Raw genomic sequence first — 26,094 nt, forward strand, 5'->3', positions numbered from 1 at the left:
GCGGGCGGGCTCCGTGCGCTCGTAGGCGTGACCGGTGCGCAGGAGGGTGGCCTCGCCGAAGGGCCGGCCGAGCAGCTGCATGCCGATCGGCATCCCCGCCCGGTCGTGGCCGACCGGCACACTGAGCGAGGGGATCCCGGTGATGTTGGCCGGGGCGGACAGGCGTACGTAGGCGTCGGAGACGGCCTCCACCGTGCCGTCGGACCAGGTGAGCGTCTCCTGCTCGGCCGGCACCGCGGTGGCCGGCACCGTCGGCGCCGCGACGACGTCGACGTGCTCCAGCAGCCGTTCCCACTCCCGCCGCATCAGGGTCCGGGCGCGCTGGGCGCGCAGATAGTCCCCGGCGGGCATCAGCTCACCGGCTTCCAGGAGGATGCGCACGTCGGCCTGGTACAGGTCGGGGACCGCGCGCAGGGATCGCTCGTGGTACGCGGTCGCCTCGGGCACCATCAGCCCCCACTGCGTCGCCTGCACGTAGCGCGTCATCGGGATCTCGACCTCGACGAGCCGCGCGCCGAGCTCCTCCAGCCGGCCGATGGCGCGCCGGACGGCGGCTTCCACGTCCGGGTCGACGTGGTCGAAGTAGTAGTTGCGCGGAACGCCGACGCGCAGCCCCCTCAGGTCGGTGACGGCGCCCGGCCGGTGGTCCGCCGCGGGGGCGGCGAGCGAGGCGGGGTCGCGCGGGTCGTGCCCGGCCAGCTCGGACAGCACCAGGGCCGTGTCCTCGACGGTGCGGGCGAGGGTGCCCACATGGTCCAGCGACCAGGACAGCGACGTCACACCGTGGCGGGGGACGAGGCCGTACGTCGGCTTGAGGCCGACGACCCCGTTGAGCGCGGCGGGCACGCGGACCGACCCGCCGGTGTCGGTGCCCAGGGCGAAGGTCGCGGTCCCCGCCGCCACGGCGACGGCCGACCCGCCGCTCGATCCCCCGGCGACCCGGTCGGGATGCCAGGCGTTGCGCGTCTGCGGCGTGGTCAGGCCGTAGGCGAACTCGTGGGTGTGGGTCTTGCCGACCAGGACCGCGCCGCCCGCCTCCAGGCGCGCGGCGACCGTGCTGTCCGCCGTCGCGCGGTGGCCGGCTCGCACCCGGGAACTCGCGGTGGTCGCCACCCCGGCGACGTCGATCAGGTCCTTCAGCCCCATGGGGATCCCGTGCAGCGGGCCCCGGAAGCGCCCGGCCGCGGCTTCGCGCTCGGCCTCCAGGGCGGACTTCCGTGCCCGGTCCGCCGTGACGGTGACGTAGGCCCCCAGGTGGGGTTCGAGCCGCTCGACGCGGTCGAGGACCGAGTCCACCAGTTCGACGGGGGACGCCTGCCGTTCCCGGATCGCGTCGGCGGCGGCGGTGAGGCTCAGATCAGACAGCTGCATCGTGCTTCTCCTCTTCCGCGCGGACGGCGGCGTCGGGCCCCATCCGGTAGGCGGGGGCGGGCGGGGTGTCACCGAAGTCCAGCTCCCGCAGGACCGAGACGACGGAGTGGATGTACTGGGCGGTCGCCGCGACCGGAGGGTGGCGGTCGTCTTCCAGCGGCAGTCCCGCGCGGGCGGCCCAGCGGGCCGCCTCCTGCGGTGTGAGTTCCTCGGCGGACATGGCGGTCCTCTCCCTGTGCGGCCGTGGCCGGAGCGGCGGGGCGGCTCCGGACGTAAAAGCTAATGGTTTGCGTTAGTGGACTGTAGGGCCTACGGTGGCTTAAAGCAAATCAATTGCGTTTACTCCCCGAAGAGGTCCCATGCCCAGCGCCCCACCCGAACCCCCCGCACCACACACGGCCACAGCACCCCCGGAGACCACGTCGCCTGCTGAGGTCACCTCGCCTGCTGAGGCCACGTCGCCTGCTGAGACCGTGGCGACAATGGGTGCTTGCCCGGTTGCTGAGGCCGCAGCTCCTCATGAGTCCGCGTCGCCACAGGCCCTCGCGGGCTGCCGGCCCGCGGTGGCCGGTGCCCGGGGCGCGGACAGGGGGGCGGGCAGGGGGGCGGCTCGCGCGGTGGAGGGCGCGGGGACTCGCATCGCGGAGCGCGCGGCGACCCGTACTGCGGAGCGCGCGGCGACCCGCGCCTCGGAGCGCGCGACGCCCCTTACTGTGGACCGTGCGACGACCCGTACCGCGGACCGCGCGGCGACCCGTACCCTGCCCCGCAGGTCGAATCGTGCGGGGTGGTCCCGTACGGCGAACCGTGCGGGGCGGTCCCGTACGGCTCCCTTCGTCCTCGACGCGTCGGTCCTGGCGGCCCTGCTGGCGGCGTCCAGCGCGCCGACGCCGCTGTACCCCCTCTACCAGGACGAGTGGGGCCTCTCGCCGCTCGCTGTCACGGTGGTCTTCAGCGCCTACGCCCTTGCGCTGCTGTCGGCCCTGCTCACCGCCTCGGCGCTCTCCGACCACCTGGGACGGCGCCCTGTGCTGGTGGGCGCGCTGCTCGCGGAGGCCGCCTCCATGGCCGTCCTGGCCTCGGCGGACGGTGCGGGGCTTCTGGTGGCCGGCCGGATCCTGCAAGGGGCGGCCACCGGCGTGGCCACCAGCGCCGCGGGTGCGGCCCTCCTCGATCTGGCGGACCCCCGGCGTCCGGGCCGGTCGGCGCTGACCAACAGCATCGCCCCGGTCGCCGGCATGGCCGCGGGCGTCCTGGTCGCCACCCTCCTCGTGCGCGTCGCGCCGGCTCCGACCGTCACCGTCTACGTGCTGCTGGCCGCCCTGTTCGTCGTCCAGGCGATCGCGGTCACGTTCACCGCGGAGACGGCGCGCCGACGCCCCGGCGCGCTGCGGTCGCTGCGTCCGCGCCTCGGTGTCCCGGCGCCGACGCGCCGCGCCCTGCTGGCCGTCGGCACCGGGGTCGTCGCCATCTGGGCACTGGGCGGGTTCTTCTCCTCCCTCGGACCGGCCCTCGTCGGTCTGGTGGCCCCTGACGCGCCGCGGGCGGCCCGCGGCATGGTCTTCTTCACCCTTGGCGCCGCCGCCGCACTCACCGTGTGGACGCTGCGGCGCGTGGCGCCCTCCGCCGCGGTGAGGGGCGGGTGCCTGGCCGTGCTGCCCGCGGCGGGCCTGACGCTGAGCGGACCGCACGGCGCCGGACTGCCCGCCGTGTACGGCGGCGCCGCCCTGGCCGGCATCGCCTTCGGCGCCGTCTCACAGGGAGCGCTCCGCATGGTTCTCGCGTCGCTCGACGAGCAGGACCGCGCCAGGACGCTGGCCGCCTACTACGTCCTCAGCTACCTCTCGATGAGCCTGCCCGCGATCGCCGCGGGCGCCGCCACCCAGGTGTACGGGCTCGCCACCGCTTCCCACGCCTACGCCGTCGTCACCGCCCTCCTCGCCGTGGCGGCCCTGGTGGCACTCACCGCGCCACGCGGCGGGACAGCCACCGGTCCCGCTCCCCACCCTCACCACTGACGACCCTGCCAACCACCCCCTCCCCCATCCCCCCGACCCCACAGAAGAGAGCACAGGAAAGGGCAACCATGCCGACCACCCCGGACCCCACCACTTCCGTAACCCCCTCCACCCCCTCCACCACGTCAACGACCTCGGCAGCGCCCTCCGCTGGCACGGCCCCCCTCACAGCCGCTGTCCCCTCCTGGACGGTGGGGGAGGTCACCGTCCACCGCGTCGACGAGGTCGCGCTGCCGCCCGCGACCGGCCCGTGGCTGCTGCCGGACGCCACCCCCGAGGTGGTGACCGGCCAGAACTGGCTGCACCCCCACTTCGCCGACCGCGAGGGCGTCCTGCGTATCGACAGCCACAGCTTCGCGTTCGTCGCGGGCGGACTGCGGGTGCTCGTGGACACCGGCATCGGCAACGGCAAGGAGCGGGCCAACCCGGCCTGGCACGACCTGCGGACCGACTACCTGGAACGTCTCACCGCCGCCGGCTTCCCCCCGGACTCCGTCGACCTGGTGGTCCTCACCCACCTGCACGCCGACCACGTCGGCTGGAACACGCGGGCCGTCGACGGGGAATGGGTCCCCACCTTCCCCCACGCCCGTTACCTCACCTCCCGTACCGAGCGCGAGTTCTGGGCGACGTACGACATGGACGAGGCGCGCGCCCAGATGTTCCGCGACTCGGTGATCCCGGTGGAGGAGGCGGGACTGCTCGACCTCGTGGACGTACCCGCCGAGGGCGCCGAGATCGCCCCGGGCGTGCGTCTGCTGCCCACACCGGGCCACACCCCCGGCCACGTCGCCGTCCAACTGACCAGCGGGGGCGGCGGCACGCGAACGGCACTCATCACCGGCGACTGCGTCCACCACCCGGTCCAGCTCGCCCACCCCGCCATCGGCGCCTGCGTCGACATCGACCCGCGGCAGGCCGAGACCTCACGCCGCGCCCTGCTCGCCTCCCTCGCCGACACGGAAACCCTCGTCCTCGGCACCCACTTCGCACCCCCCACCGCCGGCCGCGTGATCACCCACGGGGACGCGTACCGGCTGCTGCCCGTCCCGGCGGCCTGAACGAACGGGCCGGGCGCCGCACCCGCGCGCGACGCCCGGCCGCCCATCGACTACCGGCCACCAGCCACCGACCACCCACGGCCCGACCCCGCACCGCCCCCGGCCCACCGGGCGCCGCACAGCCCTCAACCCATCAGCTCGCTACAGGGGGGTGCGGACCGGCCTGTCACACACCTCGCGTACGGACATCCACCTCCACGTCCTCACCATCGCCGAAGCCCGCGCGCCCGCGCGCCCGCGCACCTGCGCACCTGCGCACCCGCGTCCCCGGTCGCCGACAACGACATCGACCCGGTCGCCGTGGCCGATTCCCTACGTCTCGCCCGCCGCCGCGGTGAAAGGCCGGGGGGAGGAGGAAGAAGGGGACTGCCCCTGTACGAGGTGAGCAGCGGCATCCACGAGGACGGAGCCCACCTGCTGGGGCCGTCTCCACCGAGAAACCTCCGAGGGGACTGGAGGCCGGCCCCGCCCAGCCCCTCACCACCGCGCGGACCGCCGACCGCTCCCTGCTCGCCGGGGACGGGGACGGGGGAGTGTCGGGGCTGCCGCAGCCCATTACTGGTTACGGAAACGTCACTTCTCCCTCACATCTCCCACATTTCATTCCGGCGAGCACTACGGTCACTCCACCCAAAACTCTCCGGGGTGACGAGATGACCAATCCGCACACTGCTCCCATACCACCGGTGCCAAGCCCGCCCGCCAGTCGTCCGCTCCGCAGACGCATACTCGTGTGGGTCGGTGGATCGGCGCTGTTCATCGCGGGACTGGCCATCGGCTCCACCGGGGATGGTGGGCAACAGGCCGCCGAGTACAAGGCCGAACCCGCTCAGACAGTCACCGCGACCACCACGGCCACAACCAAGCCCAAGCCGGCCGTCACCAAGACCGTCGAAGCAAAGAAGAAGCCCGGCTTCACGGTCACCGCGACCAAGACCGTCACCGCCCCCGCCGTCGACGCAGGCAGCGGCAACAGTGACCGGAACAGCGTCGGCGACTGCACGATCGTCTCGAACTCGGGGAACTGCTACTCAGCAGGCCAGTTCTGCCGCAACAGCGACCATGGAGCCACGACCTCCACCGAAAGCGGCAGAAAAATCAAGTGCGCCTTCAGCTCGAACGCCTGGCGCTGGACCTACACCTGACGAGCTGGGGCACCGGAGCCATCGGACGCAGCCGCCTCCAGTATCGGTGAGGGCCAGGACGCCAACGCCGGGCAGCCGGCACACACAGACGTGCAAGCTCCCGCTGGGGGCCGTCACTCACCGACCGCAGGAGCACATGGGAGCCCAGCCCCCTCACGATCAGCACGGATGCCCTCCCCGACCGAGACAGACAAAAGCGCTCCGCTTCTCTTTCAAGGTCGCCGTCGCCTACGTCCTTGCCTACCAACTCCCCACCGGGCAAGGGCAAACGCGGCCCCACGGGTGGTCGTCGGGCATGCCAGGTGCGCCAGAAAGGAAAAGGAAAGACTGAACGTGACAAGGCTTTCCAGTGGTCCGGCTGAAGGCTGAAGGTCTTGCCAGGCCACAAAAAACCCTCGGGCTGTGGCCCGAGGAGGAGTGTGGAGCGGGCGACGTGAATCGAACCCGTGCTCTGAGCTTGGGAATCACAGGGCGTTTTGCTGGCATCGATGCTTTGACCCGCGACAACGGAGCAGGAGAGCCCTGGGGGCTCTCCTTGGCACCCGCTGATGTCCGCGGCTTACCGACCCGTCGGGCACGGATCGGGCACGGCGGCTGTCTTCGTTCCCGGGCCGCACCCCCGCTGCATGAGGGCGGGATACCGCGTCATTCGTCTCCGAGACGGATAGCCATAACGGAACCGTCGGCCCGGATGGACACAGAGTCCCACTCCTCCGATGCGCTGTGGTTCGGCCACTGTCCGCGCAGTGCGTGGACCTCGCGGCGGTACTCGTTGACCCGCCCGTGTCGGAGGTGCATGTAGAGGCTCTTCTTGAGACCGGAGAACGTTTCGACGCGGGTGCCGTTGAGACGGAAGATGTGGTCGGTGCCCACAAAGTCGATCTCGTGTATGCGGTGTTCTGCGTCTCGCAGCTTTCGAGTGTTGGCTTGGGCGTCGTGCTGGAAGTGGCGGTGCCCCTGCTCCTTGGTCAGGTACTGCGCGGTGGGTTTGCCTCCCCCGGTGAAGGCCGTAAGTGTTGCTGCTTCCGTCCGGGCCAGTACGATGCTGAACCATGCGAACGATTTGGGCAGCACCTGGAAACCGGGGACGATCTCAACACCGTTCCGTTCTCCTGGCCGCACGACTTCGGCCATCTCGTTCGCGTCCTTCAGGACGAGGTCCAGATCGGCTCCGGATTCCCCTTCAGGCGGGCTAAGGACGGTCTTCCCCGGTGCTTCCAGCATGTGTACGGCGAGATTCTCCTTGGCCGGGATCTCCGTGCCGATGAGCAGGTACGGAACCGTGCCGTACGGTCCAATGTGGACCGATTCCACGTGGGCGCTGGCAGTGGCGAGCTGCTTGTACACCTGATGAACGGCGCTGTGAGTGCCCTTCGAGGAGACAAGGATGACCTTGGACGGCTGCCCCGGTTGCCATGCCTCGACAAAGAAGTGCGGTCGCCGTTGCAGCGGCTCCGGGCGGGAGCCCTTGCCGGTGCTGCGGAGTGTCCAGCCGGCCTTCAGCGCGATGTCTGCCGGGATGACCGAAACCGAGTGATCTGGGTATCGGGTCCTCATCACGTGCTCGGCCAACAACGATGCAAAACCGGTGCCGATCTCCCCTGACTGTGTGGCCTTGTAGAAGCGCAACAAGTCTCGCCCTTCGGCGGACAGTTGCAGGTAGCCGCCTCGGTTCCCTTCCAGGGCCTGGCTGTAGCGCAGGCTGCCCCAGTGTTCGGCGAGTCCTCGTCCCGCTCCCTGCCGGGCAGATGCGGCTCCGAGTCCGATGGCGTGGATGACCTGCCAAGGGGTGAGGGCCAGTGATCGCGGGGCTCCCCGAACGGGCTTGTAGTCGGTGCGTCGGCGTAGGGGCCCACGTCCGTCGTCTTCTCGCTTGTCGTCCTCAGCAGACGCCGCCTTGGAGACCTGATCGGCTAGTTCGTGGGACGAGCGGATCTGTACGTAGGAAGTGGTGCTCAGTTCTTGCAGGACTTCAGCGGTGGGCTTTGGCGCGTCCTCGTTCACCGGTTCCCCCTTCGAGCGACGTCACGTGACATGACCCGGAGGGAAGGTAGGCGCGGTTGGCGGAGCGCAAGCAAGTGGGCAAAGGGGGCGCGAACCGAGATTCGGCCAGTCCGAACGCTCTGGCAGCAAACAAACCCCCCGGGTCTACGACCTGGGGGGTTTGTTTCTGAGCGGGCGACGGGAATCGAACCCGCGCTCTGAGCTTGGGAATCACGGGGGTGGGCGGGTAGTTGGGCGGCTGATCTGGGCCGATGCGGGGTTCGCTGGATGACGACGGGCCGTCATGGTGTCCGCTGTTGACCGCTGATCACCGATCGTTCTGGTGCGCATCTAGTGCGGGTGTTGCGCGGCGCACGTACGGCACTCCTCCTACCGTGAATGGCCAGTACCTCCCGTGTCAGTCGACTGCTATGGCATCCTCACCGCTCATGACCGGGATCGGCTTCCTCCGTCGATGGCGTCGGCTACGGGTACGACGCACGTCTGACAAGCGCATAGAAGGTCTACGCTCGGACTTGGACTGCCTTGGCTACGCTTGGTGGCCTCTGCCACTTACCGTTCGCACGGCTATCCGTCAAATCAGTGGAACGAGTATGGGCGCGCTCCTACACATGGAGGCTGTAGGGCTTGGAATATCTACACTACTCACTTACCTGTACTGGGGCAGCGTAGAAGGTTCGAATGAAGTTTCCGCAAGGGTATTCAGCAAGCTAGTTGCGTGGACGTTATTGCTTGTTGTTATCGCTGGGTCTACAAGAGAAGCGTATGTCGTAGCCAATCGATATCGGCTGGTAATGCAGTGCGCCGAGACGATTAAGGCATGCGCGGAGGCGCACAGGGCTGGAGGTGAGTACCGTACAGTCCGCCTTCATGCTTTTTCAGTCTCACTCAGGCGCTTGGAGAGAGGCTTACTGCGAGCTTATCGTATGCGCGGGACGGTGCCGCACTTCTCTCCGCGACGCGCAGAACTACGACGGCATGCCGGTCAGGTGGTTTCTAGGCTGCGTGCTGCTGAGTCTCAATTGGACGGAAGCAGGCCGGGCTGCGCGCTGGAAGAGCTGGCAGGGTTGATCATCACAATCACGGAAAATTATGCTGCGGGTCATGTTGGCGCGTTGCTGCCGTCTGCGTCATTGATGGATATTCAACCGATCCGAGATCGAGAACTGCTACGCGTTGGCGGCACAGTGACGCTAATCGCTGGTGCGGCCGTTGCTGTGTCTCTGCTGGGTATTCCTAGCGTGACTGCTGCCGTGGTTATTTCCGCCGTTGGTGTTTTGGGGCTACTGGTGTTCTTCGGAAGTCAGTGGCATCGCTACTTGCCGATTGCTGAATTCTTTAAGCCGGGCCCCTAGGTTCTTATCGCCGGTAGGTATCGACTTGGCGCCTGGCTGCCGCAGTGCCGGTTCGGGCTTCCTATTCTCGATCGCTGCTGTTGCCTCAAGCGGAGAAAGCCAGCCACGACGGCGGGACAGACGTCTGAGTACCTGTACGTGGTCTCCTCGGCCACCCATCGGCATCAGCCACGCTTGCCCTGATCTTTGACCCGCAGACGCCTCCGCGCAGCCTCTGCCGCCACCTGGCGTTGGCGGGACCGGTCCGCAGGTCGCGACGAGACCTTGGCGCCGCCCCACGGGCCTTCCCGGTGTGCTGAGCTTGGTGGAACTGGGCGAGTCGACCTCGTGCACCGAGTCGTGCTGGTACTGGCGTATATCCGCTGGCGAATCGAGTTGTGTTCTAGGGAGGCGGTTCCTGCGCTGGGATGCGCGCTGAGCGGTCCGGGGTCGGCGCGGAGCGGGGCGGAGACAGGAGCGGGCGGCGGCCACGGGCCGCCAGCGCGCGCGGCCCGCGTGAGCGGGCCGCCTTGAAGTCGTAGAGAAAGTTGTTACGCACGCGCCTGGTGAGCTGGCGGGCACGCTATCGGGCTGACTGTCCAAGTCGCTGCTGTGGTGCGTTGCTTGAGGGTGAGCGTGTGACGCTTGCCCTCTTCGAGTTCGCGGGCCGCTGCTGGCTGGCCCTGGTCGAGCCAGGCACGGGCCTCCCGGTAAGGCTCTTCGTCCAGCGTCATCGCGATCATCATGAGGCTGATGCGGACCCAGCGCAGGGCTTCGCGGAGGCTGTAAGCGTCGTAGGTGCCAAGGCGGCGTTCGTTGACGTAGCACTCGCAGTAGTAGACCCACGTTGTGGGAAACGGCTGGGCAGTCATGGCGTCGGCCTCCGTGCGGGCAGTGCCGTGCGTCCGCCTGGCGGTGCGAGTCGGGTCGGTTCGTCAGGCTCGTCGGGCATCTCGACGGTGACCGTCCGGCCGTAGTCGTCTCCGCTGACGCGTACGCGGCTGGCCAGTGCTGTCACGAGGCTGAGGCCACGGCCGTGGGTCTCGTCCACGTCCGGTGTCTCGGCGTGGGGCTTTGTCGTACTCCCGCCGGTGTCCGTGACCGCCAGGACGACCGTGCCGGGTGACCGATGCAGAGAGACACGGAAGCTCCCGTTGGTGCTGCCGCTCGCCGAGTGCAGGAGCGCGTTCGAGCCCAACTCGCTCACGATCAGGGCCGCGTCGTCGGCGTGCGGGCTGTCGCGCAGGACATCGCGGGTCCAGCGGCGGGCTCGGCTGACCTCTTCGGGGAGTCCTGGGCAGGTGAGTTCCCAGATCCGCCAGTCACTCATATACTCGTGCATACAAGTTCCTCCATACTGGTGGCCACTATGGGTAGTGGAAGTGTTCTAGATGAGTCGCACGCCGTCGTGAGCCCGGACGGCCGGCGGGGATGCCCCGTCGAGCGCGTCCAGGACGCGGACCGCGTATGCCTCGTCGGCGAGCTCGGTGACCTCTTCGCGGGTGGCCCAGCGAAGCGCGTAGGTCTCCTCCCCGGTGGTCGGGGAGCCGTCGACCGCTTCGCAGCGGAAGACCATCGAGACGATCAAGCCCGTCATGTTCTTGTAGACACCGGTCAGCGTCGCCGGAAGAGCGATCTTGAATCCGGTCTCTTCGAGGACCTCGCGCTGGAGCGCGTCAGGGATGGTCTCCCCCGGCTCCAGGACCCCGCCCGGCGGCTCCCACTGGCCGTTGTCACGGCGCTGGATGAGCAGCGCTCGGCCCGCGTCGTCAACGATGACCCCTGCGACGCTCACGGAGTGGGGGCGCTCTACCGTGCTCACGTTCCTCGGTCCCCTCAGATGGCTAGGCTTCTCCACCGTAGCAACAGAACTCAGCATCTCGTCTAGATATTCAAAGGAGTACACCCATGGCGGCTCTTCCCTCCGGCATTCTCGGGGCACTGGACCCCACCAGCGACCGAGCGGTCTTCCGACAGATCGCCGACCAGCTCCGGGAAGCCATCGACAAGGGCCGCTTCAAGGAAGGCGCCAAGCTGCCCTCCGAATCGGAGCTGGTCGAGCACTTCGGCGTCTCACGGATGACCGTCCGCAACGCGCTGTCCATCCTCCAGAGCGAAGGGCTGGTCTCCTCCGAACACGGCAAGGGCGTCTTCGTCCGGCCACGGCCCCCAGTGCGGCGGCTGGCCTCGGACCGATTCGCGCGGCGTCATCGTGATCAGGGGAAGTCGGCCTTCACGGTGGAGGCGGAAGCCGCGGGGAGCAAGCCCGAGGTGGACAGTCTTGAGGTGAGGGAGGAGAAGCCCACCCCGGACATCTCCGCGCGGCTCGGGTCGGCCCGTAAAGTCCTCGCCCGGCGTCGGCGGTACCTGCTGGATGGGCGGCCGGTCGAGTTCGCCGTCTCGTACCTTCCTCTGGATCTGGCGCGCGGTACGCAGATCGCCGAGCCCAACCCCGGACCCGGCGGCATCTACGCACGGCTGGAAGAGCTGGGGCACCGCCTGGACCACTTCGACGAAGAGGTCCGCGCGCGGATGCCCTCCCCGGCCGAGGTCAAGATGCTCCGCCTCTCCTCCGGCGTACCGGTCATCAGCCTCATCCGGACCGCCTACGACACCGAGGGCCGCGCGGTCGAGGTCTGCGACACCGTCATGGCCGCCGACGCCTACGTCCTCGCCTACCAACTCCCCGCCAGGTAAGAGGAAACGCGGCGCCCCACGGGTGGTCGTCGGGCATGCCGGGCGTGACAGAAAGGAAAAAGAAGGAATGAACGTGACAGGGCTTCCCTGTGGTCCGGCTGAAGGCTGAAGGTCTTGCCGGGCACAAAAAACCCTCGGGCTGTGGCCCGAGGGGGAGTGTGGAGCGGGCGACGGGAATCGAACCCGCGCTCTGAGCTTGGGAAGCTCATGTTCTACCATTAAACTACGCCCGCGAGGAGCCGACGGTGGTGTGTGGCTCTTCGGGGGATACTGTACCGCATGGGAGACCCTGGCCGCAGATGGCCTGGGTCTTTTTGCTGTTCCCGGGCGTGACAAGGGAGTTGGGGGGCGTACGGTGGGGGCGGAGTGCCGACGGTGGCGGCGTCGGACTCATCCCCTAACGTGGCTTTTGTCGTCCACGCATCCACGTGACTGGGGAGAGGGAAGCGATGGAATCCACCGTCGTCCGGTGTGCCGAGGGGCATGAGTTCAGCACCACGACGTTCCCTATGCAGCATCTGGGGTCCTCCCGGATCGGGCCGGGGCGGCTGTTGCGGTGCCCCCGCTGTGGGCGGCTGCGGCAGGCGGTGCCCGTGGGGCGGCAGCGCAAGGGGTAGTCGCTCCGTTGTGCGGGGTCGGCGTGAGCCCGGCCCGCGAGTGTGGAGTAGCAGGTAGTGCCGTCAGGGTGTCGGAGTGATCCCTGACCGTCACCGGGGCCGTCCCGTCGGGACACTGTTGGTAAATGGCTCGGTCCCCATGCGTGACGTCGGCCTTCATCACCTGTTGTGGGTGGTGAAGGCCGACGGTGCGTTTGGGGAGGGTGGGTGTCGCTGCGGGAGCCCGGGTTGGGTGAGATTCCGGCGGAGACTGTGCGGGTGGCTCGGGCGGTGTGTCCGGACGGCACGCTGGCGATGCGGCTGCGGGATGAGTTCGCGGATGTCTTCTGCGGTGAGGCGTTCTCCGCTTTGTTCCCGCGCCGGGGCCGCCTGGCGAGTCGGACGCACCCAACCTGATCACTCACGTCGCCACCACGGACGCGTCCGTGGGCGACCTGAAGATGCTCGATGCCATCCACGCTGGTCTGCGTACTCACGGCAGACTCCCCGCCGTGCACCTGGTGGACGCGAACGACATCGGCGCCCAGGGCCTGGCCGACGCCGAGCATACGGGCATCAGGCTGGTCGGGCCGATCAGCAAGAACACCACCACCCAGTCCACCGGCAGGTTCGCCATCGACACGTTCGCCGTTGACTGGGAGAACAAGCAGGTCACCTGCCCCAACGGCCGGGTTGCGGACAACTGGTATCCCCGCGTCTCCTCGCACGGAATCCCGGTGATCCGGGTCCGGTTTCCCGTATCCGGCTGCCGTACCTGCCCTGACGTGAACGCCTGCGCGCCGTCGAAAGCCGGCAGAGGCCGGGAGATCATGCTGCGGGAGAAAGCCGCACACGACGCCATGAAGCGGAACCGCGCTGATCAGCGGGACCCCGAGTGGCGGAGCCTCTACCAGCAACGACAGGGCATCGAAGCCACCGTCTCGCAAGGCGTCCGGGCCTTCGGCCTGCGGCGGTCCCGATACCGCAGCCACCCCGAAACCCGCCTCCAACACCTGTTCACCGCCACCGCGATGAACCTCACACGACTCGACGCCTGGATCACCGGCACACCCCGCGCCGGAACCCGCATCTCCCGCTTCGAACGACTGCGTCCCGCTGCCTGACGGCAGCGGGACGCAACCAAGGGGCCATTTACCAACAGTGTCCGATTGGGCCGGCCCCACCTCGTGCGCGTAGTCTCGGGCCGTGCTTCTCTCAGACAAGGACATCCGGTCAGAGATCGACGCCGGCCGGGTCCGGATCGACCCCTACGATCCGGCCATGGTGCAGCCCTCCAGCATCGATGTCCGGCTGGACCGCTACTTCCGGGTGTTCGAGAACCACCGGTACCCCCACATCGACCCCGCCGTCGAGCAGTCCGATCTGACGCGGCTGATCGAGGCCGAGGGGGATGAGCCGTTCATCCTCCACCCGGGGGAGTTCGTGCTGGCCTCCACGTACGAAGTGATCTCGCTGCCCGAGGACGTGGCCTCGCGGCTGGAGGGGAAGAGTTCGCTGGGGCGGCTGGGGCTGCTGACGCACTCGACCGCCGGGTTCATCGACCCGGGCTTCTCCGGGCACGTCACCCTCGAACTGTCGAACGTGGCGACCCTCCCGATGAAGCTGTGGCCGGGGATGAAGATCGGCCAGCTGTGCATGTTCCGGCTGACCTCCCCCGCCGAGCACCCGTATGGATCGCCCCAGTACGGCTCCCGCTACCAGGGCCAGCGCGGACCCACCCCGTCGCGCTCGTACCTGAACTTCCACCGGACCCACGTCTGAGACCGACCGAGAGAGACTTCCGTGAGTGACGAGCGCGAGAATCTGACCTACAGCCTCTTCGGCCAGGCCATCCGGGATCTGGCGCAGAGCGTGGCCGACGACGGCTACGAGCCGGACATCATCCTCTCCATCGCCCGTGGCGGCCTCTTCGTCGCGGGCGGGCTCGGGTACGCGCTCGACGTGAAGAACCTCCATGTCATGAATGTCGAGTTCTATATCGGTGTGGGTGAAACGCTCGCCATGCCCGTCATGCTGCCGCCTGTCCCCAATGTCGTCGACCTGAGCCGGAAGAAGGTGCTCATCGCCGACGACGTCGCCGACACCGGCAAGACCCTCAAGCTGGTGCAGGACTTCTGCGCGGAGCACGTGGCCGAGGCGCGCAGCGCGGTGATCTACGAGAAGTCGCAGTCGCTGGTGAAGTGCGACTACGTCTGGAAGCGCACCGATCAGTGGATCAACTTCCCCTGGTCCGTGGAGCCCCCGGTCGTACGGCGTGAGGGGCAGGTCCTCGACGCCTGAGGGCCGTGCACCTCGTCCGAGGGATCGGTCACCTCGCTCAGCAGCGTCACCAGTACGCCCCCGCCCGCGGCGATCGCCGCGACCTGCAGGCCGGCCGCGTACGCCGCGTCTTCCGGCGGAAGCGTGTCCGCGGGCTGCGTGGCCGCCACCACGAGGGTGAGCGGCAGTTTCCAGGCGCTCCACGCGAAGAGCGAGCCCGAACCCAGCCTTCAACCCCCAGCCCCCGACCACCGAAGCCACAACCGACACCCCCCAACCGACACCCCCCAACCCCAACCCGTCCACCCACCTGCGGGCGTGCGCGCGAGTGGTTCCCTTTTTCTCTACCTGCGGGTAAGAACCGCTGATAACCACAAACGGATACCGGCCGTAGGGAGATCACCTGATGGCGCGTGTGAGACCCGCGACGGCGCTCGCGGCAGCTCTGGTCATGGTGTTCGGCGGGGCGGGGGCGGGGGTGGCGGCGGCCGTTCCCGGCGACGGGGGCGGTACGGAACGGGCCGCGCAGGCCACCCCGCTGCCGCCGGAGCTGGAGAAGATCCGGGCGGAGGAGGCGAAGAAGCTCTACGGCAGTGCCGAAGCACCGCCCCTGGACACCCGCAGGACCAGTGCCATCTCGCTCGGCGACAGCGAGATATCCGGTGAGGGCGTGGGCACCTACGAGCCGGGCACCGACGGGCCCGACAACTGGTGTCACCGCTCGCCCGACTCGGCCGTGCACCGGACGGGCCTGGACGTGGACGTGTCGTACAACGTCGCCTGCTCCGGTGCGAGCACCGAGAACATCCGGATCGGCGGCAGCAAGCAGTACCCGGACGAACTCGTCCAGAGTGACAGCCTCGCCATCAAGGCGCGCAACACCCGGCTCAAGCAGATCGAACTCGTCGTCGGCGCCAACGACGACCTCCAGTTCGGTCCGGTGATCACCGACTGCGTCACCCGCTATCTGACGCTCCAGGGGCGGTGCGAGCCGAAGTACGTCCCCGGCTGGGACGCGCGTATCGAAGGGCTCGTACCCAAGGTCGAGCGCACGATCAACGACCTGAGGACGGTCATGCGCGACGCCGGGTACGCCGAGGGCGACTACCAGCTCGTGGTCATGGGCTACCCCAGCCCCATCGGTCCCGACTTCGAGGACAACCCCGGCTTCCCCGGCAAACTCGCGGGCGGCTGCGCCGGCTACACCAGTGACGCCGCCTGGGGCCGCAACACGGCGGTGCCGAAGTTCGAGAGGGGCATCCGGGAGGCCGCCGCGCGTACGGGCGTCAGCTACCTGGACGCCTCCCGGCTCTTCCACGGCCACGAGGTGTGCATGGAGAACACCTGGGCGCGCGGTCTCTCCGTGGACCTGTCCAACCCCTTCCCGCCGGACGCCAACTCCGTCCGGCAGTCGTTCCACCCCAACGAGCGGGGTCACGCCGCCTTCGCCACCTGCTTCACGCGGATGTACCAGGCGGCGCGGCAGGGTGTGCGCGAGGCGTCCTGCGCCGACCCGAAGGGCGCGGGCGAACCGGAGCTGTACCCGCTCGCCTGGGACGACGCTTTCAAGCGGCTGCGCAACGAGGGCACCGGCACCTGTCTTGACGCCGACGGCGGGCAGAGCAGGATCGGCACCGATGTGCGCGGCTGGTCCTGCAAACCCGGCCAGCGCAACCAGCTGTGGTGGTACGACGCGGCGGGCAAGTCCCTCTACGCGGGGCAGACCCACGACCGGTGCGTCCAGCCGGAGGGCGGGGCGAAGGCGGGGGCCGGGCTGGAGCTGGGCGACTGCTCCGACGCGGCCGGGCAGCGCTTCGTGCGGGACGGCGCCACCTTCCGCCCCGCCTCCGACACCGGCCTGTGTGTGACCCTGCCCGGCCTGGAGGACCGCGCCCGTCTCGCGGCATGCGACGGCTCACCGGCCCAGCGCTTCACCAGTTGAGAGGCACAGCGGGGTCCGTCCCTCACACGGAGGTCCCTCGTGCGGAGGCTCCTCGCACGGAGGCCCCTCGTATGGAGGCCCCTCGTATAGAGGCCCTCACTTGGAGGCCCCCCGCGTGGAGGCCCCTGGTGCGGGAAGGTCCCGCCTGCGGGAAGGCCCCTCGTGCGGGAAAGCCCCTCGTGTGGGAAAGCCCCACCCCCGGAAACGCCCCGACCTGCGGGAAGGCGCCACCCCGGGAACACCCGCACCGGCAGGAAGGCGCCACCTGCGGAAAGGTCCCGCCTGCGGAAACGGCCCCGGGCATCGCCGCCCGGGGCCGTGCGTGACTGGCGTTCCTGACCGGTGTTCCTGACTGGTGTACCTGGCGTTCCTGACTGGCTGCTGACTGGCTCCTGACCGGTGTTCCTGGTCGATGTGCCTGACCGGGCCGTTCCGGTGTCCCGGTGTCCTGGCGTCCGCCGGTGTACCGGCGTCCCGCCGATGTACCGGTGTCCCGGCGTCCCGCCGATGTGCCGGTGCCCGGATGTCCCGGTGTCCCCGACGGGGGCGGCCCCCGGATCCCGGGCCTACTGCTGTGAGGGGCGGAACGCATTCCGCCCCTCACCCCTCACAGCCTGCGAGCTACAGTGTGCCGAGCTTGATCAGGAAGAGCAGTGCCAGCAGTTGAATGGCCGAGGCGCCCAGGGCACGGGGCCATGGCAGGTCGTGGGACCGGCTGACCATCGAGGTGAACAGGAATCCGGCGAGCACCCAGGTCGCCCAGCCGAGCACCTGCACCACGGGGTTGGTGCCGCCGAGGAAGAGGGCGAACAGCAGTCGGGGCGCGTCCGTCAGGGACATGATCAGCATGGCGAGGCCGACGGTGGGCTGCCACGAGCCGTTCCCGCCGAACTGGCGGGCCAGGGTGTGCGTGACGGCGCCCAGGATGAGGCCGGCGACGACCACGGCGATGCCGGTCGTGATCACGTACGGGACGGCCTGCGAGATCGTCGTGTTGATCACGTCCTCGCGGGCCTTGTCGAGGCCGAAGACCGCGAGCAGCCCGTAGACGAACGTGACGATCAGCGCGGGGCCCCACACCGCGTAGTCCCGCATCTGCCAGAACGTGGGGTTGGGTCGCAGGACGATGCCGGTCAGCAGGTCCTTCCAGTGCAGCCGCGGTCCGGAGGGCGGGGCGGGGGCGCTGCCCGCGTGGTAGGTGGCGCCGTCGCCGTAGTCGTCCCCCTCGGGGCCGTACGGGTCGTGGATGCTGAACGCCTGGGTGTGACCGGGGTTGTTGGCGTGCGGGTCCTGGGCGTGCCACCCCTGCGGGGCCGCCTGCCCGTACGGTGCGCCGGGCGGTGCCGGGTGCGGTGCTCCGTGCGGCGGGGAGTGTGGTGGAGAGTGCGGTGGGTGCGGCTCGCCGAAGTACTCCGGTTCCCCGTACCCGGGATCGGCGGGTCCGCCCGGCCAGCCCGCGCTCACGCGGGGGGCGGGGCCGGGTCCCGCACCGGGGCCGGGTCCCCTGCCCGGACCCGGGCCCATGCCGGGGCCGGGTCCCGCGCCGGGGCCCTGCGGGTACGGCGGGCCCGAAGGGTGCTGAGGGTACTGCCCATGCTGCTGCGCGCCCCGGGAGTCCCGGCCGCGTCCGCTCCTGAAACCAGCCACGTCATCGAACGTACCCTCTCGCGCGCGCCTCGCGCGCCACAGCCGGGTGAGATGGCCGGACATCGCTGCTGACCTGTGACATCCCCTAGGGGATGTCGGTGGGGCTGTCTCCACCGGAAGGCGGAGGCCCCGGGCGGCGGCTCAGCCCTCGGGGAGACGTACGGCGAAGGTGACCACGGAGCCCTTGCCCGCCGCGGAGTCGGCCACCGACAGCCGGTCGGTCACCAGCTTGGCCAGCCACAGGCCGCGGCCGCTGGTGGCGCCGTCGAGTCCGGGCAGAAGCTCGGGGATGACGTCCTCGGTGAAGCCGGGGCCGGAGTCGGCGACCTGGCACTCCAGCTCGTTGCCGAGGTTGCGCAGGACGAGCTGGCCGCCGCCGCCCGCGTGTTCGACGGCGTTGGTGGCCACCGCGTCGACCGCGACGACGAACTCGCCCCGGCGCGGCTCGCCCAGCCCGGCCGACGCGGCGCACGCCTCCACCTCGGCGCGCAGCCGGGGCAGGTCCCGCAGGGTGAAGCGGAGCCGGCACAGAAGCTCGGGGCTCAGCATGCGGCGCCCTCCCCGCTGCCGCGCGGGGCCACTGCCGGGGCGGCGGTGGCGGGGAGGCGAGGGGGCGCGCCCGTGCGGGGGCCCGGGGGCCGGTCGCTCTCGGCCGGTCCGTCCTGGGCCGTACGACCCGGGGCCTCACGGTCCGCCACCTGGTGCTCCTCCTCGCGTTCCTCGATCGCGCCGCGCCGCGCCGCGCGCGTGAGCGCGATTAGGAGGCTAGGCCCGGTACGCGGCAATGGGTATACCGCGACAGCGGTTTGACTCGTGTGGTGCGGTAACTGATCGCATTTGACCACGACGTGCCGACAAACGCGCAACGGCCGGCCCCGTGCGCCACGGGGCCGGCCGGATGAACGGACAGTACGGAGAGGCTACTTGGCGGGAGCCGGCTACTTGGCGGGAGCCGGCTCCGGGCCGGGCTCGGGCTCCGGGTCCCGGGCCGGCTCGCCGTCGCCGTCCGACGGCCCGGCGGGCGGCGTCCTCACCGAGTCGAGCAGCAGCTGTGCCACGTCCACGACCTGGAGGTTCTCCTTGGCCTGGCCACCCGTGGCGGAGCCACCGCCGGCTGCGGCCTTCTTGCCGTTGACCGAGTCGGTCAGCATGACGAGGCAGAACGGGCACGCGGTGGAGATGATGTCGGGGTTGAGGGAGAGCGCCTCGTCCACGCGCTCGTTGTTGATGCGCTTGCCGATGCGCTCCTCCATCCACATGCGCGCGCCGCCGGCGCCGCAGCAGAAGCCGCGCTCCTTGTGCCGGTGCATCTCCTCGTTCCGCAGGCCGGGGACGCGGCCGATGATCTCGCGCGGCGGCGTGTAGACCTTGTTGTGGCGGCCCAGGTAGCACGGGTCGTGGTAGGTGATCAGCCCCTCGACCGGGGTGACCGGCACCAGCCTGCCCTCGTCGATGAGGTGCTGGAGCAGCTGGGTGTGGTGGATGACCTCGTAGTGGCCGCCCAGCTGCGGGTACTCGTTGGCGAGCGTGTTGAAGCAGTGCGGGCAGGTCGCGACGATCTTCTTCTTCGCGGCGGGGAGCTGGGTGCCCTCGTCCTCGCCGAAGGCCGCGTTGAGCGTGGCGACGTTCTCCTCGCCCAGCTGCTGGAAGAGGAACTCGTTGCCCAGGCGGCGGGCCGAGTCACCGGTGCACTTCTCGTCGCCGCCCATGATCGCGAACTTGACGCCCGCGATGTGCAGCAGCTCGGCGAACGCCTTGGTGGTCTTCTTGGCGCGGTCCTCCAGGGCGCCCGCGCAGCCGACCCAGTACAGGTACTCGACCTCGGTGAGGTCCTCGATCGTCTTGCCGACGACCGGCACCTCGAACCCCGCCTCCCGCTGAAGCTCCTTCGTCCACTCCAGCCGCTGCTTCTTGGCCAGCCCCCAGGGGTTGCCCTTCTTCTCCAGGTTCTTGAGCATCGTCCCGGCCTCGGACGGGAACGCGCTCTCGATCATCACCTGGTAGCGGCGCATGTCGACGATGTGGTCGACGTGCTCGATGTCCACGGGGCACTGCTCGACACAGGCGCCGCACGTGGTGCAGGACCACAGCACGTCCGGGTCGATGACGCCGCCCTCCTCGGCGGTGCCGACCAGGGGGCGCTCGGCCTCGTCCAGCGCGGACCGCGGGACGTTCGCCAGCTGCTCCTCGGTCGCCTTCTCCTCGCCCTCCATGGTCTTGCCGCCGCCGGCCAGCAGGTAGGGGGCCTTGGCGTAGGCGTGGTCGCGCAGCGACATGACCAGCAGCTTGGGCGAGAGCGGCTTGCCGGTGTTCCAGGCGGGGCACTGCGACTGGCAGCGGCCGCACTCGGTGCAGGTGGAGAAGTCGAGGATGCCCTTCCAGGAGAAGTCCTCGACCTGGGAGGCGCCGAAGCGGACCTCCTCCTCGTTGTCCTCGTCCAGGGCGGTCTCGAAGTCGATCTCCTTGCCGCCCGACATCATCGGCTGGAGGGCGCCCAGCGCGGTGCCGCCCTTCGCGTCGCGCTTGAACCAGATGTTGAAGAACGCCAGGAAGCGGTGCCAGGCCACACCCATGTTGGTGTTCAGGCTGACCGTGATCATCCAGATCATGGTCGTCCCGAGCTTGATCAGCGCCCAGAAGTAGACGAGGTTCTGGAGGGTGCCGGTCTCCAGCCCGCGGAAGGCGGCGACGAGCGGGTAGGAGAGGAAGTACGCGGGCTCGTAGCCGTCCACGTGGTGCAGCGCGCCCTCCAGGGCGCGCAGCACGAGGATGGCCAGGCCGATGACGAAGATGACGTACTCGACGAAGTAGCCCTGCCACATCTTCGAACCGGCGAAGCGGGACTTGCGGCCCGCGCGGGAGGGCAGGGTCAGCAGCCGGATCACCATCAGCACGGCGATGCCGAGGGTGGTGGCCACGCCGATGAAGTCGATGTACATCTCGTACGGCAGCCAGCCGCCGAGGACCGGCAGCGTCCAGTCGGCCTGGAAGAGCTGGCCGTAGGCGTTGACGATCGTCGGCGGCAGGGTGAGGAAGCCGACCATCACGAACCAGTGGGCGACGCCGACCACGCCCCACCTGTTCATCCTCGTGTGGCCGAGGAACTCCCTGAGCAGGGTGGCCGTTCGCTGCTTGGGACTGTCCTTGCGGGTGCCCGCGGGGAGCGGCTGTCCGAGCTTCACGAAGCGGTAGATCTGCGCGATGGCGCGGGCGAACAGCGCAACGCCGACCGCGCTGAGGACCAGCGTGATGACGATGGCGGCGAGTTGCATAGCGGCTCCTCGGAGCACGAAGGTCGAGGTCTTCTACGTCACGTACTAAGCAGTAACTTATCCAGTCCGTATGAGACTACCCATTTGCCGCCGCTCCCTGTAGCGAGCCGTCCGGTGATTTGCGTCGCCCCGCGAGAGGCGGGGGCCGGAGCGGGTGCGGGGAGGCGTGAACGGGCTGGAGCGGGGGTGTCGGCCGCCTCTGGTGCTGTGCTCTTGCCGTGCGGGGCCGACCATGCGCGTACTGTAAGCACAGAGGTTGAGTCCGCCTGACTCAGGCTTCTTGACGGAGTGGGACCGGTGAGGCAGTCTTGAGTCAGCTTCACTCAATAAGACAGACAGCTGGAGGAAACAGACATGGCACGTGCGGTCGGCATCGACCTGGGCACGACGAACTCCGTCGTCAGTGTTCTCGAAGGCGGTGAGCCCACCGTCATCACCAACGCCGAGGGCGCCAGGACCACGCCGTCCGTCGTGGCCTTCGCGAAGAACGGTGAGGTTCTCGTCGGTGAGGTGGCCAAGCGCCAGGCGGTCACCAACGTGGACCGGACCATCCGGTCGGTCAAGCGCCACATGGGCACCGACTGGAAGATCGGTATCGACGAGAAGCAGTTCAACCCGCAGCAGATCAGCGCCTTCGTGCTGCAGAAGCTGAAGCGCGACGCCGAGTCGTACCTGGGCGAGAAGGTCACCGACGCGGTGATCACCGTCCCGGCGTACTTCAACGACGCGGAGCGCCAGGCCACCAAGGAGGCCGGCGAGATCGCGGGCCTCAACGTGCTGCGTATCGTCAACGAGCCGACCGCCGCCGCCCTGGCCTACGGCCTGGAGAAGGAGGACCAGACGATCCTGGTCTTCGACCTCGGTGGCGGTACCTTCGACGTCTCGCTGCTGGAGATCGGCGACGGTGTCGTCGAGGTGAAGGCCACCAACGGTGACAACCACCTCGGCGGTGACGACTGGGACCAGCGCGTCGTCGACTACCTGGTCAAGCAGTTCCAGTCCGGGCACGGCGTGGACCTGTCCAAGGACAAGATGGCCCTCCAGCGGCTGCGCGAGGCGGCGGAGAAGGCGAAGATCGAGCTGTCCTCGTCGACCGAGACGACGATCAACCTGCCCTACATCACGGCGTCCGCCGAGGGCCCGCTGCACCTGGACGAGAAGCTGACCCGGGCGCAGTTCCAGCAGCTCACCCAGGACCTCCTGGAGCGCTGCAAGACCCCGTTCCACAACGTGATCAAGGACGCGGGCATCCAGCTCGGCGAGATCGACCACGTCGTGCTCGTCGGTGGTTCGACCCGTATGCCGGCCGTCGCCGAACTGGTCAAGGAGCTGACCGGCGGCAAGGAGGCCAACAAGGGTGTGAACCCGGACGAGGTCGTGGCGATCGGTGCCAGCCTGCAGGCGGGTGTGCTCAAGGGTGAGGTCAAGGACGTCCTGCTGCTGGACGTGACGCCGCTGTCGCTCGGTATCGAGACCAAGGGCGGCATCATGACCAAGCTGATCGAGCGCAACACCACGATCCCGACCAAGCGCTCGGAGACCTTCACCACGGCGGAGGACAACCAGCCCTCGGTGCAGATCCAGGTCTTCCAGGGCGAGCGGGAGATCGCGGCGTACAACAAGAAGCTGGGCATGTTCGAGCTGACCGGTCTGCCGCCGGCCCCGCGCGGGGTGCCGCAGATCGAGGTCACCTTCGACATCGACGCCAACGGCATCATGCACGTCTCCGCGAAGGACCTGGGGACGGGCAAGGAACAGAAGATGCAGGTCACCGGCGGCTCCAGCCTCCCCAAGGAGGACATCGAGCGCATGGTGCGCGAGGCCGAGCAGTACGCCGAGGACGACCACAAGCGCCGCGAGGCCGCCGAGACCCGCAACCAGGCCGAGCAGCTCGTCTACACGACGGAGAAGTTCCTCAAGGACAACGAGGAGAAGGTCCCCGCCGACACCAAGTCGGAGGTGGAGAGCGCCCTCGAGGACCTGAAGGAGAAGCTCAAGGGCGAGGACACCGCGGCCATCCGCGAGGCCTCCGAGAAGGTCGCGGCCACCAGCCAGAAGCTGGGCCAGGCCCTCTACGCCGAGGCGCAGCAGGCCCAGGGCGCGGCCGGCGCCGAGGCGGGTGCCGCCGGTGCCGGTGCGGGCAAGGCCGAGGGCGACGACGACGTCGTGGACGCCGAGATCGTGGACGACGAGCAGAAGCCGAAGGACGGTGCGGCGTGACGGAGGAGACCGCGGGCTTCCCCAAGGAGCCCGACGTCCCCGCCGACGCCGGTGAGCGGGCAGCAGCCGCCGACCAGGCCGCCTCCGACAAGGAGGCGGCCGCCGAGGCGCCGGCCGGGGACACCCAGACCCCTGACAGCGCGGGCGATGCGAGCGCGCGGGACACGGACAGCACGGAAGGCGAGGGCCGGCAGGGCGAGGCCGAGCAGGCCGGCCCCGCGGCCGAGCTGGAGGCCGCCCGCGCCGCGCTCAACGAGCGCACGCAGGACCTCCAGCGGCTCCAGGCGGAGTTCCAGAACTACCGCCGCAGGGTCGAGCGGGACCGGGCGGCGGTCAAGGAGATCGCCGTCGCGAACCTGCTGGCCGAGCTGCTGCCGGTGCTGGACGACATCGGCCGGGCGCGTGACCACGGCGAGCTGGTCGGCGGCTTCAAGTCGGTCGCCGAGTCGCTGGAGATGGTCGCGGCCAAGATGGGCCTGATGCAGTTCGGCAAGGAGGGCGAGCCCTTCGACCCGACGGTCCACGAGGCGCTGATGCACTCCTACTCGCCGGACGTCACGGAGACGACGTGCGTGCAGATCCTCCAGCCCGGGTACCGAATCGGCGAGCGGACGATCCGTCCGGCGCGGGTCGGTGTCGCCGAGCCGCAGCCCGGTGCCGCGGGCGGCAAGGCGGAGGGCGAGGGCTCCGGCGAGACGCAGGCAGCCGAAGAGGAGAGCGGTGGCCCGGACGAGGCCTGACCGAGGCCGGGAGGAGGGACGTCGAGGATGAGTACCAAGGACTTCATCGAGAAGGACTACTACAAGGTCCTCGGCGTCCCCAAGGACGCCACCGAAGCCGAGATCAAGAAGGCGTACCGCAAGCTGGCCCGGGAGAACCACCCGGACGCCAACGCCGGCGACCCCAAGGCCGAGGAGCGCTTCAAGGACGCCTCGGAGGCGTACGACGTGCTCGGCGACCCCAAGCGGCGCAAGGAGTACGACGAGGCGCGCACCCTCTTCGGCAGCGGGGGCTTCCGGCCCGGCGGCGCGGGTGGCGCGGGCGGTGCGGGAACGTTCAACTTCGATCTGGGTGACCTGTTCGGCGGCGGCCAGGGCGGCGCCGGCGGCCCCGGCGGGTTCGGCGGCGGTCTCGGCGACGTCTTCGGCGGCCTGTTCAACCGCGGCGGCGCCGGCACCCGGACGCAGCCGAGGCGCGGCCAGGACATCGAGTCCGAGGTGACGCTCAGCTTCACCGAGGCGGTGGACGGGGCCACGGTCCCGCTGCGGATGTCCTCCTCCGCCGCGTGCAAGGACTGCGCCGGTACGGGGGACAAGAACGGCACCCCGCGGGTGTGCCCCACCTGCGTGGGCACCGGCCAGGTCTCGCGCGGCACGGGCGGCGGCTTCTCGCTCACCGACCCGTGCGTGGACTGCAAGGGGCGCGGGCTGATCGCGCAGGACCCCTGCGACACCTGCAAGGGCTCGGGGCGTGCGACCAGCTCCCGCACGATGCAGGTGCGCATCCCCGCGGGCGTCAGCGACGGGCAGCGCATCCGGCTGCGCGGCAAGGGCGCCCCGGGCGAGCGGGGCGGCCCCAACGGCGACCTGTACGTCGTCGTGCACGTGGACAAGCACCCGGTGTTCGGGCGCAAGGGTGACAACCTGACGGTCACCGTGCCGGTGACCTTCCCGGAGGCCGCGCTCGGCGGCGAGGTGAAGGTGCCCACGCTCGGCGGCCCGCCCGTCACCCTGAAGATCCCGGCGGGCACCCCGTCGGGGCGCACCATGCGGGCCCGCGGCAAGGGCGCGGTCCGCAAGGACGGCACACGCGGCGATCTGCTGGTGACGGTGGAGGTCACCGTGCCCAGGGAGCTGGACGACAAGGCGCGGGACGCGCTGGAATCCTTCCGGGACGCGACGGCGGACGAGGACCCGCGCGCGGCGTTGTTCAAGGCGGCGAAGGGAGACTGAGGTGGACGGCCGGGACGGACGCAGACGGACATTCGCCGCGGGAGCGCGCGCGTCACGCGCGGCGGCGTACGAGCTGACTGACGAAACCCCGGTCTACGTCATCTCGGTCGCCGCCCAGCTCTCCGGCCTGCACCCGCAGACCCTGCGGCAGTACGACCGGCTCGGTCTGGTCTCGCCGGACCGCACGGCCGGGCGGGGCCGCCGCTACTCGGCGCGGGACATCGAACTGCTGCGCGAGGTGCAGCGGCTCAGCCAGGACGAGGGCATCAACCTCGCCGGGATCAAGCGGATCATCGAGCTGGAGAACCAGGTCGCGGCGCTGCAGGCGCGGGTCGCGGAGCTGTCGGCCGCGGTCGAGGGCGCCGCCGCCGCGATGCGGCAGCGGGAGGCGCAGGTCCATGCCTCGTACCGGCGCGATCTGGTGCCGTACGAGGATGTGCGCTCCTCCAGCGCCCTGGTCGTCTGGCGCCCCAAACCGAGGGAGTAACCGGTTCGCGGGCCGGCCCTTGGCCGGGGCCGGCCCGCGTCCGGTTGTGGCCCCGCCCGGTTGTGGGC

At 69.6% G+C, this 26,094-nt stretch carries 22 protein-coding genes and 1 tRNA gene; 13 read left to right on the forward strand and 10 right to left on the reverse strand.

Translation table 11 applies throughout. The features are described 5' to 3' along the window. The coding region (locus tag FM076_RS17170) for an amidase (protein WP_173871744.1) at positions 1-1,371 on the reverse strand (1,371 nt) is incomplete at its 3' end. Continuing rightward, complete coding sequence (locus tag FM076_RS17175; RefSeq protein ID WP_173871746.1) at positions 1,358-1,591, reverse strand: hypothetical protein; 234 nt, start codon at positions 1,589-1,591, stop codon at positions 1,358-1,360. The genes FM076_RS17170 and FM076_RS17175, both read right to left, overlap by 14 nt. A gap of 493 nt (positions 1,592-2,084) precedes the next feature. Here FM076_RS17175 and FM076_RS17180 point away from each other — a divergent pair, with 493 nt between their 5' ends. The 3 genes from FM076_RS17180 to FM076_RS17190 all read left to right on the forward strand — a co-directional run bounded on the left by FM076_RS17180 (position 2,085) and on the right by FM076_RS17190 (position 5,595). Then, positions 2,085-3,389, forward strand: a complete 1,305-nt coding sequence (locus FM076_RS17180; RefSeq protein ID WP_345945060.1) for an MFS transporter — start codon at positions 2,085-2,087, stop codon at positions 3,387-3,389. Between the two features lie 68 nt (positions 3,390-3,457). After that, positions 3,458-4,450 carry an MBL fold metallo-hydrolase gene (locus FM076_RS17185; RefSeq protein ID WP_173871748.1) on the forward strand — a complete coding sequence of 331 codons (993 nt, stop codon included), beginning with the start codon at positions 3,458-3,460 and terminating at the stop codon, positions 4,448-4,450. Positions 4,451-5,103: 653 nt separating this feature from the next. Next, complete coding sequence (locus FM076_RS17190; protein ID WP_173871750.1) at positions 5,104-5,595, forward strand: hypothetical protein; 492 nt, start codon at positions 5,104-5,106, stop codon at positions 5,593-5,595. A gap of 645 nt (positions 5,596-6,240) precedes the next feature. Here the strand turns inward: FM076_RS17190 and FM076_RS17195 are convergent. Continuing rightward, a complete protein-coding gene (locus FM076_RS17195; RefSeq protein WP_173871752.1) occupies positions 6,241-7,599 on the reverse strand; it encodes a hypothetical protein in 1,359 nt (452 codons plus the stop codon). A gap of 1,067 nt (positions 7,600-8,666) precedes the next feature. Here FM076_RS17195 and FM076_RS17200 point away from each other — a divergent pair. Next, positions 8,667-8,954, forward strand: coding sequence for a hypothetical protein (locus FM076_RS17200; protein WP_243274542.1), 288 nt, complete (start codon positions 8,667-8,669; stop codon positions 8,952-8,954). Positions 8,955-9,484: 530 nt separating this feature from the next. On the opposite strand, the gene FM076_RS17205 is transcribed toward FM076_RS17200, so the two are convergent. The 3 genes from FM076_RS17205 to FM076_RS17215 are packed head-to-tail and all read right to left on the reverse strand — an operon-like array spanning position 9,485 to position 10,728. After that, positions 9,485-9,805: a hypothetical protein gene (locus tag FM076_RS17205; protein ID WP_173871756.1), complete on the reverse strand. Its 321-nt coding sequence runs from the start codon at positions 9,803-9,805 to the stop codon at positions 9,485-9,487. Next, a complete protein-coding gene (locus FM076_RS17210) occupies positions 9,802-10,275 on the reverse strand; it encodes an ATP-binding protein (protein WP_173871757.1) in 474 nt (157 codons plus the stop codon). Before FM076_RS17210 ends, FM076_RS17205 begins: the two co-directional genes overlap by 4 nt. Before the next feature lie 45 nt (positions 10,276-10,320). Continuing rightward, positions 10,321-10,728: an NUDIX domain-containing protein gene (locus FM076_RS17215; RefSeq protein ID WP_173874816.1), complete on the reverse strand. Its 408-nt coding sequence runs from the start codon at positions 10,726-10,728 to the stop codon at positions 10,321-10,323. A gap of 113 nt (positions 10,729-10,841) precedes the next feature. Between FM076_RS17215 and FM076_RS17220 the strand changes: the two genes are divergently transcribed. Beyond that, complete coding sequence (locus FM076_RS17220) at positions 10,842-11,630, forward strand: GntR family transcriptional regulator (RefSeq protein WP_173871760.1); 789 nt, start codon at positions 10,842-10,844, stop codon at positions 11,628-11,630. Between the two features lie 159 nt (positions 11,631-11,789). On the opposite strand, the gene FM076_RS17225 is transcribed toward FM076_RS17220, so the two are convergent. Next, positions 11,790-11,863, reverse strand: a tRNA-Gly gene (locus FM076_RS17225). 779 nt (positions 11,864-12,642) lie between these two features. Here FM076_RS17225 and FM076_RS17230 point away from each other — a divergent pair. From FM076_RS17230 to FM076_RS17245, 4 genes are all read left to right on the forward strand, one after another. Then, complete coding sequence (locus FM076_RS17230) at positions 12,643-13,350, forward strand: transposase (RefSeq protein ID WP_345945427.1); 708 nt, start codon at positions 12,643-12,645, stop codon at positions 13,348-13,350. Between the two features lie 82 nt (positions 13,351-13,432). Then, on the forward strand, positions 13,433-14,008 hold the full coding sequence (gene dcd / locus FM076_RS17235) for a dCTP deaminase (protein WP_173871764.1): 576 nt from the start codon (positions 13,433-13,435) through the stop codon (positions 14,006-14,008). 21 nt (positions 14,009-14,029) lie between these two features. Beyond that, positions 14,030-14,527, forward strand: coding sequence for a phosphoribosyltransferase family protein (locus tag FM076_RS17240; protein ID WP_173871766.1), 498 nt, complete (start codon positions 14,030-14,032; stop codon positions 14,525-14,527). Positions 14,528-14,912: 385 nt separating this feature from the next. Further along, positions 14,913-16,448, forward strand: a complete 1,536-nt coding sequence (locus tag FM076_RS17245) for a ricin-type beta-trefoil lectin domain protein (RefSeq protein WP_173871768.1) — start codon at positions 14,913-14,915, stop codon at positions 16,446-16,448. 621 nt (positions 16,449-17,069) lie between these two features. On the opposite strand, the gene FM076_RS17250 is transcribed toward FM076_RS17245, so the two are convergent. The 3 genes from FM076_RS17250 to FM076_RS17260 form a co-directional block, all read right to left on the reverse strand. Further along, positions 17,070-18,095: a YIP1 family protein gene (locus tag FM076_RS17250; protein WP_173871770.1), complete on the reverse strand. Its 1,026-nt coding sequence runs from the start codon at positions 18,093-18,095 to the stop codon at positions 17,070-17,072. Positions 18,096-18,236: 141 nt separating this feature from the next. Continuing rightward, complete coding sequence (locus FM076_RS17255; RefSeq protein WP_173871772.1) at positions 18,237-18,644, reverse strand: ATP-binding protein; 408 nt, start codon at positions 18,642-18,644, stop codon at positions 18,237-18,239. Positions 18,645-19,033: 389 nt separating this feature from the next. Then, positions 19,034-21,367, reverse strand: coding sequence for a (Fe-S)-binding protein (locus FM076_RS17260; RefSeq protein WP_173871774.1), 2,334 nt, complete (start codon positions 21,365-21,367; stop codon positions 19,034-19,036). 354 nt (positions 21,368-21,721) lie between these two features. Here FM076_RS17260 and dnaK point away from each other — a divergent pair, with 354 nt between their 5' ends. Genes dnaK through FM076_RS17280 form a run of 4 tightly spaced genes read left to right on the forward strand, consistent with a single transcriptional unit; the run spans position 21,722 to position 26,026 of the window. Beyond that, the gene (gene dnaK, locus FM076_RS17265; protein WP_173871776.1) at positions 21,722-23,587 is read left to right on the forward strand and encodes a molecular chaperone DnaK; all 1,866 of its coding nucleotides are present in this window, start codon (positions 21,722-21,724) and stop codon (positions 23,585-23,587) included. Then, positions 23,584-24,327 (forward strand): nucleotide exchange factor GrpE, encoded by a 744-nt coding sequence (gene grpE, locus FM076_RS17270; RefSeq protein ID WP_173871778.1) that lies wholly within the window; start codon positions 23,584-23,586, stop codon positions 24,325-24,327. The genes dnaK and grpE overlap by 4 nt, the downstream gene beginning before the upstream one ends. Before the next feature lie 27 nt (positions 24,328-24,354). Then, the gene (dnaJ, locus tag FM076_RS17275; protein ID WP_173871781.1) at positions 24,355-25,539 is read left to right on the forward strand and encodes a molecular chaperone DnaJ; all 1,185 of its coding nucleotides are present in this window, start codon (positions 24,355-24,357) and stop codon (positions 25,537-25,539) included. A gap of 1 nt (position 25,540) precedes the next feature. After that, positions 25,541-26,026 (forward strand): heat shock protein transcriptional repressor HspR, encoded by a 486-nt coding sequence (locus FM076_RS17280; protein ID WP_428814902.1) that lies wholly within the window; start codon positions 25,541-25,543, stop codon positions 26,024-26,026. Positions 26,027-26,094: the final 68 nt, after the last annotated feature.

It is taken from the genome of Streptomyces albus subsp. chlorinus (genome assembly GCF_013302895.1).
Classification (GTDB): domain Bacteria; phylum Actinomycetota; class Actinomycetes; order Streptomycetales; family Streptomycetaceae; genus Streptomyces; species Streptomyces chlorinus.

Bases quoted from the DNA above. Each gene is read 5' to 3' on its own strand.
- FM076_RS17205 (WP_173871756.1), bottom strand. From the start codon at position 9,805: ATGACTGCCCAGCCGTTTCCCACAACGTGGGTCTACTACTGCGAGTGC.
- dnaK (WP_173871776.1), top strand. From the start codon at position 21,722: ATGGCACGTGCGGTCGGCATCGACCTGGGCACGACGAACTCCGTCGTC.
- FM076_RS17255 (WP_173871772.1), bottom strand. From the start codon at position 18,644: ATGCTGAGCCCCGAGCTTCTGTGCCGGCTCCGCTTCACCCTGCGGGAC.
- FM076_RS17190 (WP_173871750.1), top strand. From the start codon at position 5,104: ATGACCAATCCGCACACTGCTCCCATACCACCGGTGCCAAGCCCGCCC.
- FM076_RS17245 (WP_173871768.1), top strand. From the start codon at position 14,913: ATGGCGCGTGTGAGACCCGCGACGGCGCTCGCGGCAGCTCTGGTCATG.
- FM076_RS17260 (WP_173871774.1), bottom strand. From the start codon at position 21,367: ATGCAACTCGCCGCCATCGTCATCACGCTGGTCCTCAGCGCGGTCGGC.
- dnaJ (WP_173871781.1), top strand. From the start codon at position 24,355: ATGAGTACCAAGGACTTCATCGAGAAGGACTACTACAAGGTCCTCGGC.
- FM076_RS17210 (WP_173871757.1), bottom strand. From the start codon at position 10,275: ATGCACGAGTATATGAGTGACTGGCGGATCTGGGAACTCACCTGCCCA.
- FM076_RS17185 (WP_173871748.1), top strand. From the start codon at position 3,458: ATGCCGACCACCCCGGACCCCACCACTTCCGTAACCCCCTCCACCCCC.
- FM076_RS17220 (WP_173871760.1), top strand. From the start codon at position 10,842: ATGGCGGCTCTTCCCTCCGGCATTCTCGGGGCACTGGACCCCACCAGC.
- FM076_RS17175 (WP_173871746.1), bottom strand. From the start codon at position 1,591: ATGTCCGCCGAGGAACTCACACCGCAGGAGGCGGCCCGCTGGGCCGCC.